The 14,193-nt window shown below is 63.4% G+C and carries 12 protein-coding genes; 8 read left to right on the plus strand and 4 right to left on the minus strand.

What is annotated here, in order from left to right:
- Positions 1-4 precede the first annotated feature (4 nt).
- The 7 genes from ABEB22_RS18550 to ABEB22_RS18580 all read left to right on the plus strand — a co-directional run bounded on the left by ABEB22_RS18550 (position 5) and on the right by ABEB22_RS18580 (position 8,712).
- Positions 5-328, plus strand: a complete 324-nt coding sequence (locus ABEB22_RS18550) for a hypothetical protein (RefSeq protein WP_349295273.1) — start codon at positions 5-7, stop codon at positions 326-328.
- 44 nt (positions 329-372) lie between these two features.
- The gene (locus tag ABEB22_RS18555; protein ID WP_349295274.1) at positions 373-1,869 is read left to right on the plus strand and encodes a multicopper oxidase domain-containing protein; all 1,497 of its coding nucleotides are present in this window, start codon (positions 373-375) and stop codon (positions 1,867-1,869) included.
- Between the two features lie 359 nt (positions 1,870-2,228).
- Positions 2,229-3,560, plus strand: a complete 1,332-nt coding sequence (locus tag ABEB22_RS18560) for an LLM class flavin-dependent oxidoreductase (protein ID WP_339115359.1) — start codon at positions 2,229-2,231, stop codon at positions 3,558-3,560.
- 70 nt (positions 3,561-3,630) lie between these two features.
- Positions 3,631-5,187 carry an ABC transporter substrate-binding protein gene (locus ABEB22_RS18565; RefSeq protein ID WP_339115360.1) on the plus strand — a complete coding sequence of 519 codons (1,557 nt, stop codon included), beginning with the start codon at positions 3,631-3,633 and terminating at the stop codon, positions 5,185-5,187.
- A 4-nt stretch (positions 5,188-5,191) separates the two neighbouring features.
- On the plus strand, positions 5,192-6,205 hold the full coding sequence (locus tag ABEB22_RS18570; RefSeq protein WP_349295275.1) for an ABC transporter permease: 1,014 nt from the start codon (positions 5,192-5,194) through the stop codon (positions 6,203-6,205).
- A gap of 20 nt (positions 6,206-6,225) precedes the next feature.
- A complete protein-coding gene (locus tag ABEB22_RS18575) occupies positions 6,226-7,059 on the plus strand; it encodes an ABC transporter permease (RefSeq protein WP_349295276.1) in 834 nt (277 codons plus the stop codon).
- Between the two features lie 3 nt (positions 7,060-7,062).
- Positions 7,063-8,712, plus strand: coding sequence for an ABC transporter ATP-binding protein (locus ABEB22_RS18580; RefSeq protein WP_349295277.1), 1,650 nt, complete (start codon positions 7,063-7,065; stop codon positions 8,710-8,712).
- A 9-nt stretch (positions 8,713-8,721) separates the two neighbouring features.
- On the opposite strand, the gene ABEB22_RS18585 is transcribed toward ABEB22_RS18580, so the two are convergent.
- Positions 8,722-10,083, minus strand: a complete 1,362-nt coding sequence (locus ABEB22_RS18585; protein ID WP_406871215.1) for a lyase family protein — start codon at positions 10,081-10,083, stop codon at positions 8,722-8,724.
- Between the two features lie 151 nt (positions 10,084-10,234).
- Between ABEB22_RS18585 and ABEB22_RS18590 the strand changes: the two genes are divergently transcribed.
- Positions 10,235-10,894 (plus strand): GntR family transcriptional regulator, encoded by a 660-nt coding sequence (locus ABEB22_RS18590; protein ID WP_349295279.1) that lies wholly within the window; start codon positions 10,235-10,237, stop codon positions 10,892-10,894.
- Here ABEB22_RS18590 and ABEB22_RS18595 read toward each other — a convergent pair.
- Genes ABEB22_RS18595 through ABEB22_RS18605 form a run of 3 tightly spaced genes read right to left on the minus strand, consistent with a single transcriptional unit; the run spans position 10,876 to position 14,188 of the window.
- The gene (locus ABEB22_RS18595) at positions 10,876-12,066 is read right to left on the minus strand and encodes an MFS transporter (RefSeq protein ID WP_349295280.1); all 1,191 of its coding nucleotides are present in this window, start codon (positions 12,064-12,066) and stop codon (positions 10,876-10,878) included. The two genes, ABEB22_RS18590 and ABEB22_RS18595, sit on opposite strands and share 19 nt — an antisense overlap.
- Before the next feature lie 53 nt (positions 12,067-12,119).
- Positions 12,120-13,310 (minus strand): FAD-dependent oxidoreductase, encoded by a 1,191-nt coding sequence (locus tag ABEB22_RS18600; protein WP_349295281.1) that lies wholly within the window; start codon positions 13,308-13,310, stop codon positions 12,120-12,122.
- A complete protein-coding gene (locus ABEB22_RS18605; protein WP_339115368.1) occupies positions 13,307-14,188 on the minus strand; it encodes a fumarylacetoacetate hydrolase family protein in 882 nt (293 codons plus the stop codon). Before ABEB22_RS18605 ends, ABEB22_RS18600 begins: the two co-directional genes overlap by 4 nt.
- Positions 14,189-14,193: the final 5 nt, after the last annotated feature.

Here is a 14,193-nt window from a genome sequence, read left to right on the forward strand (position 1 = left end):
GGGCATGGGAACGATGCTCCGGTTTCTGCGCCCCGTTCTGGTGATGACGCTCGTGCTCTGGTCCGTCTTCGGGCCGGGGGCTAGCTTTGCATCCATGATTCAGCCTGCCGATCGCTGCTGCACCGTAACGGCGCCGCATGGCCACCACCACGACAGCCACACCCATAGCGCGTCCTGTATGATGGATTGCCTTCTGTCGCAGGCCACACAGGACGAGAGCGCACCGCTCGCGTTCCGCCCGCTTGCCCGCGAGATGAACATGTCGGGATTCCGGCTTGATCTGGCCTCCCGGAACGTGGCGCCGCCCCTTCGTCCCCCACGTTCCTGATCTTCGCCAAAACCTCTTCCCCAACGGTTTTACGGAGATTTCCAATGACCACACTGACCCGTCGCGGCTTTCTGGCCGCAAGTGTTGCCACATCTGCTGGCCTGTTTCTTCCTGCCCGTGTGAAGGCGCAAAGCACAGCGCAGGGCCTCAAGGTCACCACCCGCGTCCTAGAGGTGAACGGACGCGCGGCCAGCGTCATGGGCCTTGTGAATGCAAAGGGCAGCCAAGGGCTGAGCCTCGCGCCCGGCGAGCGCTTCCGCGTCGATCTGACCAACGATCTCGATGTCGAGACGATCATCCACTGGCACGGGCAAATCCCGCCCAATGCGCAGGATGGCGCGCCCAATACCAACCCGATGCTGAAGGTGGGCGAGACCCTCGCCTATGATTTCACGCCCCGCGCGGGCACGTTCTGGATGCATTCGCATGTGCCCCAGCACGAGTTGGGCCTGCTGGCGGCCCCGCTTATCGTCCATAGTTCGGATGAGCTGGCCGAGGACCGGCAGGAGGTCGTGATGTTCCTGCAGGATTTCAGCTTCCTCGTGCCGGAGGAGGTGCTCGACACGCTGGCCGGTGGTCACATGGCGGGCCATCAGATGGCGGGACACCAGATGGGCTCCGCGCCCATGTCGCATGGGAATATGGCGGGCATGGATATGTCCGGCATGACAATGGACCACTCCAGCGGAGCGAAGATGAACCATATGTCCGGTATGGCGATGGATCTGAACGATTTCGAGTTCGACGCCTATCTCGCCAATGACCGCACACTCGACGATCCGGAGGTCGTGACGGTGGAAAAGGGCGGGCGTGTCCGTCTGCGCGTCATCAACGGCTCTTCGATGACCGCTTATTGGCTCGATCTAGGCACGGTCGAAGGGGCGCTGGTCGCGGCGGATGGCGAGCAAGTCCAGCCCGTGACAGGGAACCGCTTGCCGATCTCGCCGGCGCAGAGGATGGATATTCTTGTGGATCTGCCCGCGCAAAGCGGGGCTTATCCGGTTCTTGCCAAGCGTGAGGGCAGCATGAAACAGACGGGGCTCGTTCTGGCCAGTGCAGGGGCTACGGTCGCAAAGCTGTCCGGCGATGCGCAGGTCGAGGCACCTGCCGCGACGCAGGATCTTGATCTGGAATACCGGCTGCGGGCAGTGCAGAGCCTCCCCGTGCGCGAGGTCAGTCGTCATCACGATGTCATGCTGAGCGGCAGCATGGACCCCTATCGCTGGACGATCAACGGTCAGGTCTGGGCCGATCACGAGCCGATCCCGGTGATCCATGGCGAGCGGGTAGAGATGACCTTCCACAACATGTCGATGATGGCGCATCCGATGCATCTGCATGGCCATGTGTTCCAGGTCGTGGCGATCAACGGCCGCCGTTTTGCGGGCGCCAGACGCGATACGGTCGTGGTGCCGCCGATGAATATGGTCACCATCGCCTTCGATGCGGGCGAGGCCGCGCGCTGGATGCTGCATTGCCACCATATGGGCCATCTCGCGACAGGGATGATGACCGAGTTGCAGGTCGCGGCAAGCGCCTGACGGGGCCAGTCTAGGTTTCCTCACGATAAGGTCCTCACGACCGGTTCCCCATGGGCAATTCCGGTTGCCCCACTGGCGCAGGAGACCTCTCCTGCGCCAGTTTCGTCTGACGCATGAACGCCAGAGCATATATTTTCAGTATACCAGTAAGAAAGGTTTAGGATCTTGTTAGGCCGGAATGTTTTGGTAGGTGTGGAGTCTCTGCGTGTCAATTAGGACATGATGGTGGAAAATAGTATAAATAATCGGCATATATAAAAGCATGAGCTAAAAACATTCGGAAGTCCGGATTTGTGCGTGATCCGTAGCTAAAGGCGAGTCTTAATTTCAGTATACAAAAACTGGATGGGTGTCTCGCGATGAAACAGATGAGCCTCGGGCTTTCGATGCGGTATCACGGTTATCATGTGGCAGCCTGGCGCCATCCGGAGTACCGGCCGGGATGTAATCTCGATTTCTCCAGTTACCGTGCGATTGCGCAGGCCGCCGAGGCCGAGAAGCTGGATATGATCTTTTTCGCCGATGGTCTGGCGGTGCGTGGGGTCGACCGGCCCGAAGGCGCGATGTCGCATGACATGCGCAATGCCGAGCTGGAACCGCTCACGCTGCTGGCCGCGATCGCCGGGGCGACGCGCCATATCGGCCTCGTGGCGACCGCCTCCACCACCTATAACGAACCCTATCATATCGCGCGCAAATTCGCCTCGATCGACCATATCTCGGGCGGTCGTGCGGGCTGGAATGTGGTGACTTCATGGTCCGATCAGGAGGCACAGAATTTCAACAAGACCGCCAATCTCCCGCGTGAGGAACGCTACGCGCGCGCTGCGGAATTCGTCGATGTGACCAAGGGGCTCTGGGCCTCTTGGGAGGAGGACGCGTTTGTCCGCAACAAGGAAACAGGCGAGTTTTACGACCCCGAGAAGGTGCATGTCCTCGATCACGAAGGCGCTTTTTTCAAGGTGCGCGGGCCGTTGAATTCGGCACCCACCCCGCAAGGGCATCCGGTGATCGTGCAGGCGGGGGCCTCGGCGCAGGGGCGGGACATTGCCGCGCGCCATGCCGATATCGTCTATACCGTCGCGCAGACGGTCGAGGAGGCGCGGGACTTCTATGCCGACCTGAAATCGCGCGCGGCAGAGCTGGGCCGCGAGGAGCCGCCGCTCATCATGCCGGGGATCACGCTCTATGTGGGGGCGACGCAGGCCGAGGCGCAGGCAAAATTCGACGAACTGCAGGCGCTCATCGACCCGCTGGCGGGGCTCAATATCCTCTATAATTTCGTAGGCGATCTGTCGGGTTATCCGTTGGATGGTCCGGTGCCGCAGGATTTGCCGCATAGCAATATCTCGATTGCCAAGGGCCTCTTGCAAAAGGCCAAAGACGAGGATCTGACCATCCGCCAGCTCTACGAGACTGTCGCGGCGGGCTTTACGGGGCGCTACATGATCGGCACGCCCGAGAGCATCGTCGATGACATGCAGCTGTGGTTCGAGACGGGGGCCTGTGACGGGTTCAATATCTGTCCGCCGCTCCTGCCGCAGGGTATGGAGGATCTCTCGCGCTTCATCCTGCCCGAGCTGCGCAGCCGCGGGTTGTTCCGCACCGACTATCCGGGCACGACGCTGCGCGAGACGCTGGGCCGCAAGCGCCCCGTTTTCGGCGCGGCCAGGACGCTGGCCGAGGCGTAAGCGCCTCTCTCTAATTCCGTCTTCGTCAAACGATCCGCATCAACGCGGGCAGCAACAGGGAAAGACTGCAATGACCTCCTCGATTTCCAGACGTCTTGTTTTGCAAAGCATGGGCGCGGCCAGCCTGCTGGGCGGGCTTGGCCTGTCAACCCGTGCCGCGATGGCGCAATCCACCAGCCTGCGCGCCGCGATCACCGGCTATAGCGTGATCAATACGCTCGATCCGGCGCAGGCGACCTTGATCCCCGAATATTATGTGATGTGGAGCACCTTCAACGGGTTGATGAAATTCGACGCCGATATGAAGCTCGTGCCCGATCTGGCCGAGAGCTATAGCCCGATCGAGACCGGTGGGTTCGAGTTCAAGCTGCGCCCCGGCGTCAAATTCCACAATGGCGAGGTGCTCAGCTCGGAAGATGTGAAATTCTCCTTCGAGCGGGTGATGTCGCCCGATCTGGCCTCGCCCAATGCCTCCAAGCTCTCCGAGGTCAGCAAGATCGAGACGCCCGATCCCCTCACTGTGCGTATCCACACCAAAGCGCCCTATGCGCCGCTGCTGACCTTCCTGTCCAATAGCCGGACCGGTACGCAGATCATCAACAAGAAAGCCTTCGAGGAGATGGGCGCCGATGCCTTCTCGCGCGCGCCCGTTGGGACCGGTGCTTATAAGGTCAAGGAATGGAATGCGGGCGAGGGGCTGACGCTCGAGGCCCATCCCGAGTATTTCGAGGGCGCGCCGTCCTTTGCCAAGATCGAGGTGCCGCTGATTGCCGAGGAAGCCTCGGGTGTGACCGCACTCAAGGGCGGGCAGATCGATATGACCTCGACCGTTCCCGCCGCCGATGTGGCGCAGCTGATGAAGGATGACAGCGTCACGCTCCTGCGCCAGCCGGGGCTCAACACGCGCTTCATCTCGATCAACCTCACCAAGGCGCCCTTCGACGATATCCATTTCCGCCGCGCCATCTCGATGGCCTTCCAGCGCGAGGCGATCGTGCAGGCTGTGCTCTTTGGCGAGGGCGTGGCCGCGGACGGGATCATCCCGCCGCAGCTGGCCGAGTATCAATCCGGCACCACCCGCAAATACATGACCTATAATCCCGAGGCCGCCAAAGCCGAGCTTGCCAAGTCCAAATACAAGCCCGACGAGATGGAGGTGCCGGTGATCACATGGGGTGGCGGCTGGTGGAAGCGTTTTGCCGAGATCTTCGTGGCGCAGGTCAATCAGGTGCTGGGCACCAAGCTGACCGTCGAGGTCACCGATGCCAATGCCGCCTATGCGCGCCAGAAATCGGGAGATTTCGTGGCCGGTGTCTGGGGCTGGCTCGGAATGGTCGACCCCGATGAATATGTGGGCGGTTTGCTGACCAGCACCGGCTGGCGCAATTTCCAGGGCTATTCCAATGCGCAGGTCGATGAACTGGCGGCCAAGGGCGCAGCCGAGACCGACCCCGCCAAACGTCCCGAATTCTACAAGCAGGCCGAGGATATCGCGATGGACGAGGTGGCGCTGATCCCGTGTTTCTTCTCCAATATCTCGAACTTGCTGCGTCCCGGCATCGAGGGCTTCGACCAGAAAGCCTATTCGAATTACGGCGACCAGTTCTACAAGATGAAGGAGGCCTGATCCCATGTCGGATCTGATCGGGGCCGAGGCGCCGCCCGGACTGTCCTTCGCCGAGAGATGGGGGCCGCTTGCCGCCTATCTGGCAAAGCGGATACTGGGCGGGCTCGTGGTGCTGCTGGCGGGCACTCTGGTGGTGTTCCTGACCATGCAGGCGGCGCCGGGCGATCCTGCTCTGGCCGCATTGGGCGAGAATGCGACGCCGGATGCCATCGCGGCCTTCCGTGCCGAATACGGCCTCGATCAACCGGTCTGGATGCAGTATCTCGGCTGGCTCGGCGGGTTCGTCACCGGCGATTTCGGCCAGTCTCTGGCGGTCGCACGGGGGCTGCCGGTGGCGGGGCTTATCGCGCAGAAGCTGCCTGCCACGATCTTCGTGGGGACGCTTGCGCTGGTGCTGGCGGTAGTGATCTCGCTCGTGCTGGGCACAGCGGCGGCGCTGCGCCGTGGCAGGGCCACCGACACCATCGCCACCTCGATCGCGGTTTTCGGCATCTCGATGCCCGATTTCTGGATGAGCTATGTGCTGATCTTCGGGCTGTCGCTGGGGCTCGGGTTGTTTCCCGCCTTCGGCTATGTCCCGCCCTCCGAGAGCCTCACGGGCGCGTTCCATGCCGCCTTCCTGCCGGCGCTGGCCATTGCAGCCCCGATGGCTGCGGTCTTTGCCCGCACCTTGCGGGCCGTGTTGATCGAGACGATCTCGCGGGCACATGTGACGGCGGCCACGTCCTTCGGCCTGCGCAGGAGCTTCATCTTCCTTCACTATGTGCTGCGCAACTCGCTCGTGCCCTATCTCACGGTGGTCGGGCTGCAGATCCGCTACATCCTTGGCGGGGTCGTCGTGGTCGAGCGGATCTTCGGCATTCCGGGCATCGGCTCGCTGATGGTCGATGGCGCTTTCGCGCGTGATTATGCCGTGCTGCAGGCCTGCACGGTGGTGTTTCTAGTCATCGTGCTGGCGGTCAATCTGGCGGTCGATTGCCTGTGTGCGGCGCTCGATCCGCGCCAGACGGTCAAATAAGGCCGGATAAGGGGTATCCTATGTCATCGTTCAAACGTCTTCTACACCATCCGACGGGGCTTGTGGGCCTTCTCATCGTGGTCGTGATGGTCGCTGTGGTGGTGATCGGGCCGCATGTTATCGGCTATGGTCCCGAAGATATGGATTTCATGGCGATGCTGGCCCCGCCGAGCCTCGCGCATCCGTTCGGCACCGACAGTTTCGGGCGCGATGTCCTGTCACGCGTGCTGCAGGGGGCGCAGGTCTCGCTGGTAATCTCTGCGGGCTCGATCCTGCTGGCAGCGGCTCTGGGCTCGGCCATCGGGATCATGTCGGGCTATTGGGGAGGGTGGGTCGATAGCGTGCTGATGCGTCTCATGGATCTGCTCTTTGCCTTCCCCAGCTTTATTCTGGCGATGCTCCTGATGGTGCTTTTCGGCTTTTCCACCGCCAATCTCGTGGCCGCGATCGCGCTCGTCTATCTGCCGATCTTTGCCCGTATCACCCGCAACAATACCGGCCTGATCCGCGAGGAACCCTTCGTGCAGGCCGCCCGCCTGATGGGGCGGCATCCGCTGGCGATCATGGTCTCCGATATCCTGCCCAATATCCTCGCGCCGATCCTCGTGCAGGCGTCGGTGGGGGTGGCCTTTGCCATCATCCTCGAGGCGGGGCTGAGCTTCATTGGTCTCGGCGTGCAGCCGCCTACGCCGAGCCTTGGTGGCATCATGGCCGATGGGCGCGAATATTTTTCCCGTGCGCCTTGGGTGCTGACGATGAGCGGCGTGGCCATCTCGATCGCGCTTCTGGGGATCAATCTTCTGGGCGATGGGCTGCGTGATCTGACCGACCCCAAACTGCGCGAAAGGGCCTGAGCCATGAAGCAACCTCTGGTAACGATCCGCAATCTGAAGGTCGCATTCGGCAAGGGGGCCTCGCGCAAAGAGGTGCTGCACGGGGTCGATCTCGATCTTTACCGTGGCGAGATCTTGGGGATAATTGGCGAGTCCGGCTCTGGCAAGACCATGACCGGCATGGCTTTGCTGCGGCTTCTGCCCGGAAATGCGCATGTGACCCAGGACGAGCTACGCTTTGATGGCGCGGCGCTTCCCGCGCTGAGCGAGGCCGAGTTTGGCGGGCTGCGCGGTGTGCGCATGGCGATGATCTTTCAGGATCCCGTGGGCTCGTTCAACCCCGCCAAGCGTATCGGCTGGCATTTCGAGCAGATCTTTGCCCGTGTCGAACGTCGCGGGATGAAGGCCCGCAGCGAGACGGCGCCACGCGCGCGGGCGATCGCGCTGATGCAGGAGGTGGGTATCCGCCGCGCCGAGGAAAGTATCGACCTCTATCCCCACCAGTTGTCGGGCGGCATGTTGCAGCGGGCGTTGATCGCGCTGGTGCTGGCGCTCGAGCCCGATCTGATTGTGGCGGACGAGCCTACGACCAATCTCGACAAGGTGGTCGAGCACCAGATCCTCACGCTTTTCCGCGCGCTGCAGAAACGTCTTGATGCGGCGATGATCTTTGTCACCCATGATATGGCGGTCGCGGCCTCGCTCTGCGACCGGATCGCGGTGATGCGCGCAGGCGAGGTGCTCGAGGTGGCCCCTGCCACGCAGCTCTTCGAGGCGCCGCAACATGAATACACGAAACTCCTGATCGATACGGCCCGAGCGCTCTCGCGCCCTGCAACGGCTGCGCCGAGCATCGTCAAGGAGCCGCTTTTCGAGGTCGAGAACCTTTCGCTCACCTTCCCGCCGGTGGGCCCCCGCGCGGCCTTCAAGGCGTTGAAGGATATCTCGCTCGAAATCCGCAAGGGCGAGGTGATCGGCCTTGTGGGAGAATCCGGTTCGGGCAAGACCACGCTCGGGCGCTGTCTGCTGCGGCTTTATGATCCCACCGGGAAGATCACCTATAAGGGCCGCGACATCACCCGCATGGGCGAGACGGGCCTGCGCAAGATCCGGCGCGAATTGCAGATGGTATTCCAGGATCCGGGTGGCTCGTTCAATCCGCGCAAGACGATGGGCCAGTCGCTCGGCGAGGCGCTGCGGCTCACCGGCCTGCGCGACAAGGCGCAGCTTGCAGCACAGGTGCGCGCACTTCTGGAGCGCGTGCGGCTTACGCCCGAGCATGCCGGGCGCTATCCGCACGAACTGTCGGGCGGGCAGCTGCAGCGTGTGGCAATCGCGCGTGCGGTCTGCCTGCAGCCCTCGCTGATCGTCGCCGACGAGGCCGTGTCGAAGCTCGATGTCTCGGTGCGGGCGGGGGTTCTGGACCTCTTCCGCGAGATCCAGCGCGAGCAGGATCTCTCGATGGTCTTCATCACCCATGATCTGGAGGTGGCGCGCTATATGTGCGATCGCATCGCGGTGCTCTATCATGGCGAGCTGCTGGAGATCGGGCCGACCGAGGAGATTTTCGCCAATCCGCGCCACGCCTATACGCAGACGCTGCTGAAGACGCTCGATCATAGCCTTGGCGGGCGCGATTTCGGGCGTGCGGGCTACGGCCCGAAGGTCGCCTGAGGCGCCCGTTCAGATCGCCTTCATCGCGGCGCGCAGGCGGGCCCCTGCGGCATCGACCTGGCGCCTCCGTTCGTCCAGCCGGTTGAGGCCGAGCCGGATGCGTGCCTGTGCCGAGATGATGCCGCTTGCCATCGAATCCGCCCCCGGGCCACCGATCGTATTACGGTGGGCGATGAAAAGTTCTGGCGCCAGCAGGCTCCGCAGCTCGTCTGTCGAAAGGTCGAAAGCGGGGAAGCCCTCTGCCTTTGCAGCCCGCGCGATATCCTCGGGTGCCAGCGCCGAAAGCGGGCGGGACTTGGCGTCCAGATCCCGCAGGGCGGCGTCGATGAGGAGCGTGGCATCCGTCCATGAGAGACCCGAGCGGTCCTGCAGGAAGCGGGTCAGTTCGGGCGGCGGCGAGCGGTAAACGGCATCGGTTACGGTTGAAGTGCCGCGTTCGGGGACAAGTTCCAGATCCTCGAATACACGCGCCAATACCTCCAGCCGGACGGCCAGCTCATTGGCAAGCTCGCCCAGCTGGCGCTGGTTTCCCAGACGCTCGACCGGCCCTGACGCGGCGCTCTCGCTGGTGAAAAGGCCGCTCATGAACCCGATTGCGCGCGTCGAGAAATGGCGCAATTCGAGCAATTGCTCAGGCGCGCGCTCCGATTTCAGAAGGCTCGGGCGCAGAACCCAGAGCGGCAGCACCATCCGCCGTTCGCAGGGGGACGCATGGCCGAGGATCTCGGTTACGATACCCGCCAGCGTCTGCGCCCAGATCGCCAGAACGCCGGCGCATTCGAGCACCAGATCGCGGCTCTGTGCGGCATCGAGCGTGTTCTCGACCAACCCGTCAAAGCCCAGCAGATCGGCCAGCATCAAGCGGTTGAGCCCGAATTCGGCCCCATTGCCGCTTGCGGCCCCGGCGGGCGAGCGGTTGATCCGGTTATAAAGAGCCACCATCCTCTCGGAATCGCGCGCAAGCGCGCTGTCGGCCATCAGCGCCCAATGTCCGAAATTACGCGGCTCGGCGGGTTCGCCATAGGCGCAATGCAGATAGATCGCCTGCCGGTGGGTTTCCGCAAAGCCGATGACCGCCTCGCGCAAACGGTAATTGGCCTGCATCAGGCCCAGCAGGGTCTCGCGGCTGCCAATACGGAAATGCAGCGCCTGTCGCTCGGCCTGTGGCAACGGGCCGCCCAGTGGATCATGGAGCGCGCCCTGCCGGTTTCCCTCGATCCCTGCGGCAAGATGTGCGAGGCAGGTGCGCGCCGATCTCGCGTCCAGCCGTCCGGCCTCGACTGCGGCGATCACACGGGCGCGGTCGATCATATCCTCGATTTCGCGGCCCTCGGACAATGAGGGAGCTGCAGGGGATGGGATTGGCGGCATATGGACCTCGTCTCGTCGGGTTTGGGATATAGAAGCGGTGTCTTCACGTCAAATGCTCTCCCGCTGGCGGTGCCCGGGACGGGGGCTGTTTTTGTATTCACTTTTGTCGCGGGGCGGACTATCTGTGGCAAGTAGCATGAAGGGGCGCGAGATGGGACTGGCAGATGGCGAGCTGATTGCGCACCGGATCTATGCGGCTGTGCGCGAGCGGATCCTGTCGGGCGCATACCCGCCCGGTTCTGTTTTGCGGCAGGAAGATATCGCGCGCCAGCTGGAGGTCAGCCGCGTGCCGTTGCGCGAGGTGTTCTCGAAGCTCGAGGCCGAAGGGTTCTTGCTGTCGCGCCCGCGGCGGGGCTATGCGGTGGTCTCGCTCGAGGCAGAGGAGATGGCCGAGATTTTCGATCTGCGCAGCGTGCTCGAGCGTCAGGCAGGGCAGATCGCGGCCCGCAAACGCAGTGATGGGGACCTTGCGGCGCTGACGGAGCTGCATCAAGAGATGGTGACGGCCGATGCCTCGACCCCCGAGGGTCGGCAGATCTGGGCGCAGGCCAATCGGTCTTTCCACGAGCGGATCCTTGCGATTGGCGGACGCGCGCGCCTGCAGCGGATCGCATTGCTGCTGCGCGATCAGGTCGAGCCCTATGTCCGTATGGAGGTCGCCCTCAGCGTGGATGTGGCCGAAGCGATGCAGGACCATCTGGAGATTATCGGGGCATTGCAGGCCGGTGATGCCGAGTTGGCCGGAGATCTGTGTTCGGCCCATTGCCGTCGGACCGAGCGCCGTCTGCTGGATCATCTGGGCAGGGAATGACCGGCGGTTTCGGAGCTGGGCGCGGCTTCACGGCCCAGAAGGCAGGCCAGTGAGAGCGCCGCCAGCAGCGGAAAAAGCGCGACCCCGAGCCCCTGATCGACAAGTGGTCCCGCGACCAGCGGGGCGATCACCTGACCGACGCCCAGACCGGCTGTCACAAAGCCGAAGATCGCCGCCTGATCCGGGCCCTCCGCCAGACCGGCGAGAAGCGTGTCGCGCGAGGGAAGCGCCAGGCCGTTGGCAAGACCTGCCACGCAGATGAGTGCGAAGAGTAGCGGTTGTGGCAGGAGGGTGAGGCTTGCCAGTGCCCAGCACAGCGCCGAGCCTCCCATTCCGAACATCAGGCTGCGGGCGGGGAGTAGCCGGCGGGCAGTCATGCCGCCCAGAGCCACACCGAGCGTAATGGCGAGGAGATAGGCACTCAGAAATGTCGTGGCGGCGCCGACTTTCATGCCGCTATAGGCCAGAAGCGCGGGGATCATGAACCCCTGCGAGGCAGCCGAGATCGCTCCGAAGGCCGCAAACAGCCCGAACTGGCGCCGGAAGACGGGGATTTTCCATGCGGGAACGCGTCGAGAGAATCCGGTGTCGTTGGGGATATGCTTTCCGAGCGGTAGCGTATTCAACACAAGCAGGGCGATCAGACCAAGGCAGGACAATGTGGCGGTCAACATCAAGCCCGCGCGCCAGCCTGCAATGAGCCCCCATGCACCGATCAACAGGGGGGCTGCGGCAAAGCCCGCGATACCTGCCAGCGAATGGGTGGCAAAGGCTTGGGCGCGGCGCGTATGGCTGACATGACGGCTCAGCAGTGCCATATCGGCAGGGTGGTAGACCGCATTGGCGATGCCGGCCAGTGTCACACAGATAGCCAGTCCGGTCAGGGACTGGGCCATGGAGGCGGCCAGAAAGGCCAGCGCCGCGCCGATTTGAGCCAGCACCAGAAGAGCCCGCCCGCCGAAGCGGTCGGTGATCCGCCCCATTGGTGTCTGCAAGAGCGCCGTGACGAGGTTGTAGCCGATCACGATCAGACCGAGCGCCGTATATCCGCAGCCGAACTCCTTCTGGAGCAAGGGAAAGAGCGGCGCCAAAGCGAGGATATGGATATGGCTGACGAAATGCACGGTCGAGACAGAAGCGATCACCGTCCAGTCATGGCGGGTCTGGGTCATGGGACGTCCGGAACTAGGGGAGCCGCGCGCCGGAAGTGGCGCGCGCAAGGCGGTCAGGCGGCAGAGCGCGCGGGGATCAGATTGCGCAGCGGGGTGGCAGGGTCTGCCAGCGCGACCGGATCGGGGCTGGCCCCGCTCTCTATGAGCGCAGTCAGCGGGCGCGTGTCGCGGCCCTGGTCGATCATCACCGCTCCGGCGATCTGACCATCCCGCAGATAGATGCGGGTCGAAGGGCCCTCGGGCGCGCCGCGCAGGACGCAGTGATCGGCCCCGAGCGGGCTGCCAAGAACCTGCAGGTTGATCCCCTGCTGGTCGGTCCAGAACCATGGCAGGGGCATGTAGTCGCTGCTCTGTCCCGCCATCGCCTTGGCAACATGGGAACCATGACGCTGCGCATGCTGCCATGTCTGCCAGCGGCTGGGGCTCTGCTGACTATCCGGAAACACGCTCACGTCACCCGCAGCAAAGATATCGGGGGCCGAGGTCCGGCCCGCGCCATCCACGACAATCCCGTGATCACAGGCAATCCCCGCGGCTTCGGCCAGTCCGGTATCGGGAGTGAACCCCACACCAGCCAAGGTCTGATCGACCTCCAGATCGCTGCCATCGCCCAGATGCAGGATCTGCCGCCCGTCGCGGGTGCGCAGGTGATCGAGCCCCGTGCCCATATGGAACTGCACGCCCGAGGCGCGATGGCGCGCCATCAGCAGATCGGAGATCTCGGGCGGCAGCGACCGCGCCATTACGCGAGCTCCCAGTTCGATCACATGCACACCAAGCCCCAGCTTGCGCGCGGTCGATGCAACTTCGAGCCCGATCACGCCCGCCCCGATGATCGCGATATCGAGCGCCTCGCGCAACAGCCCGTGTAGCTTGCGCGCATCCCCGAGATCCCGCAGGCCAAGGATCATTTCCGCCCCCGCAACCGGCAGGGCACGCGCGGTGCCGCCCGTGGTCAGCAGGAGCCGGTCGTAGCCCAGAACCCTTCCGTCCTCGAGCCGGATCTCGTGCGCGTCAGGCCGGATCTCGGCCACGCGCGTTCCGCCCACAAAGGTGATCGCGCCCCAGTCATGCGACTGGGGATCGGGAAAGCTGTCGGCCAGCAGGAACTCTTTCGAGAGCGCAGGGCGTTCATAGGGCAGATACGGGTCGGCATCGATGACCGTCACCTGCCCGTGCTTGGCCAGCTCGCGGGCGGCCGCCATGCCAGCATGGCCCGCGCCGATGATGATGTGATGGGTCATGCCACAGTGTTCTCCAGTAGGCCGATACCCGAGATTTCGACGCTGACCACATCGCCCTTGGCCAGATAGACGGGAGGGGTCATGCCGATGCCCACACCCTCGGGTGTGCCGGTCAGGATGATATCGCCCGGCTCGAGTGTCAGGCGTTTCGACAGTGTCTCTATCAGGGTGGGGATGTCGAAGATCAGATCGGCGATCACCGCATCCTGTCGTTTCTCTCCGTTCACATGGGTGGTCAGCCGCATTGTATTCAGGTCGGCGATCTCGGAGACGGTGCTGATGCAGGGGCCCATCGGGCAGAAGGCATCGATGGATTTTCCGATGAACCACTGGCGGTGGTCCTTTTGCAGGGTCCGCGCGGTGACGTCATTGGCGACTGTATAGCCCCAGACATGGTCCATCGCGTTCTCCTTGCTGATGCCGCGCCCGCCTTTGCCGATGATCACGGCCAGTTCGCCCTCGTAATCGGTGCTCTGGCTGTCATCGAGCCAGGACGGGATCTCGCAGCCCGGACCGGTGACGGTATTGGAGGCTTTGGTGAAGATGATGGGGAAATCGGGCGTGGCCGATTGACCGGCCGAGGCATCAAAGCCCGAGCGGTGGAATTCGGCGGCGTGGGCGTGATAGTTTTTTCCGACACAGAAGATATTGCGGGCGGGGCGCGGGATCGGTGCCAGCAGCGTGGCATCGGCGGCGGCAATCGGGGTGACGGTGGCGGCCAGCGCCTCGGCCTCGGCCTCGCGCCCGATCAGATCGAGCAGATCGCCTGACCGGCACAGCGCATCCAAGGGTAGAATCTGGCTGCTGTCTTTGGACAGGGCTCCAATGCGGGCCTGATCGATGTTGCCGGATTTCAGAGCGAAGCGAACGAATCTCATGAATT

Source organism: Thioclava sp. 'Guangxiensis' (assembly GCF_045348365.1).
In the GTDB taxonomy this organism is placed as follows: domain Bacteria; phylum Pseudomonadota; class Alphaproteobacteria; order Rhodobacterales; family Rhodobacteraceae; genus Thioclava; species Thioclava kandeliae.

What these genes read in the sequence shown, in the direction of transcription:
- ABEB22_RS18550 (WP_349295273.1), top strand. Translation starts at nt 5, where the DNA reads ATGGGAACGATGCTCCGGTTTCTGCGCCCCGTTCTGGTGATGACGCTC.
- ABEB22_RS18555 (WP_349295274.1), top strand. Translation starts at nt 373, where the DNA reads ATGACCACACTGACCCGTCGCGGCTTTCTGGCCGCAAGTGTTGCCACA.
- ABEB22_RS18560 (WP_339115359.1), top strand. Translation starts at nt 2,229, where the DNA reads ATGAAACAGATGAGCCTCGGGCTTTCGATGCGGTATCACGGTTATCAT.
- ABEB22_RS18565 (WP_339115360.1), top strand. Translation starts at nt 3,631, where the DNA reads ATGACCTCCTCGATTTCCAGACGTCTTGTTTTGCAAAGCATGGGCGCG.
- ABEB22_RS18570 (WP_349295275.1), top strand. Translation starts at nt 5,192, where the DNA reads ATGTCGGATCTGATCGGGGCCGAGGCGCCGCCCGGACTGTCCTTCGCC.
- ABEB22_RS18575 (WP_349295276.1), top strand. Translation starts at nt 6,226, where the DNA reads ATGTCATCGTTCAAACGTCTTCTACACCATCCGACGGGGCTTGTGGGC.
- ABEB22_RS18580 (WP_349295277.1), top strand. Translation starts at nt 7,063, where the DNA reads ATGAAGCAACCTCTGGTAACGATCCGCAATCTGAAGGTCGCATTCGGC.
- ABEB22_RS18585 (WP_406871215.1), bottom strand. Translation starts at nt 10,083, where the DNA reads ATGCCGCCAATCCCATCCCCTGCAGCTCCCTCATTGTCCGAGGGCCGC.
- ABEB22_RS18590 (WP_349295279.1), top strand. Translation starts at nt 10,235, where the DNA reads ATGGGACTGGCAGATGGCGAGCTGATTGCGCACCGGATCTATGCGGCT.
- ABEB22_RS18595 (WP_349295280.1), bottom strand. Translation starts at nt 12,066, where the DNA reads ATGACCCAGACCCGCCATGACTGGACGGTGATCGCTTCTGTCTCGACC.
- ABEB22_RS18600 (WP_349295281.1), bottom strand. Translation starts at nt 13,310, where the DNA reads ATGACCCATCACATCATCATCGGCGCGGGCCATGCTGGCATGGCGGCC.
- ABEB22_RS18605 (WP_339115368.1), bottom strand. Translation starts at nt 14,188, where the DNA reads ATGAGATTCGTTCGCTTCGCTCTGAAATCCGGCAACATCGATCAGGCC.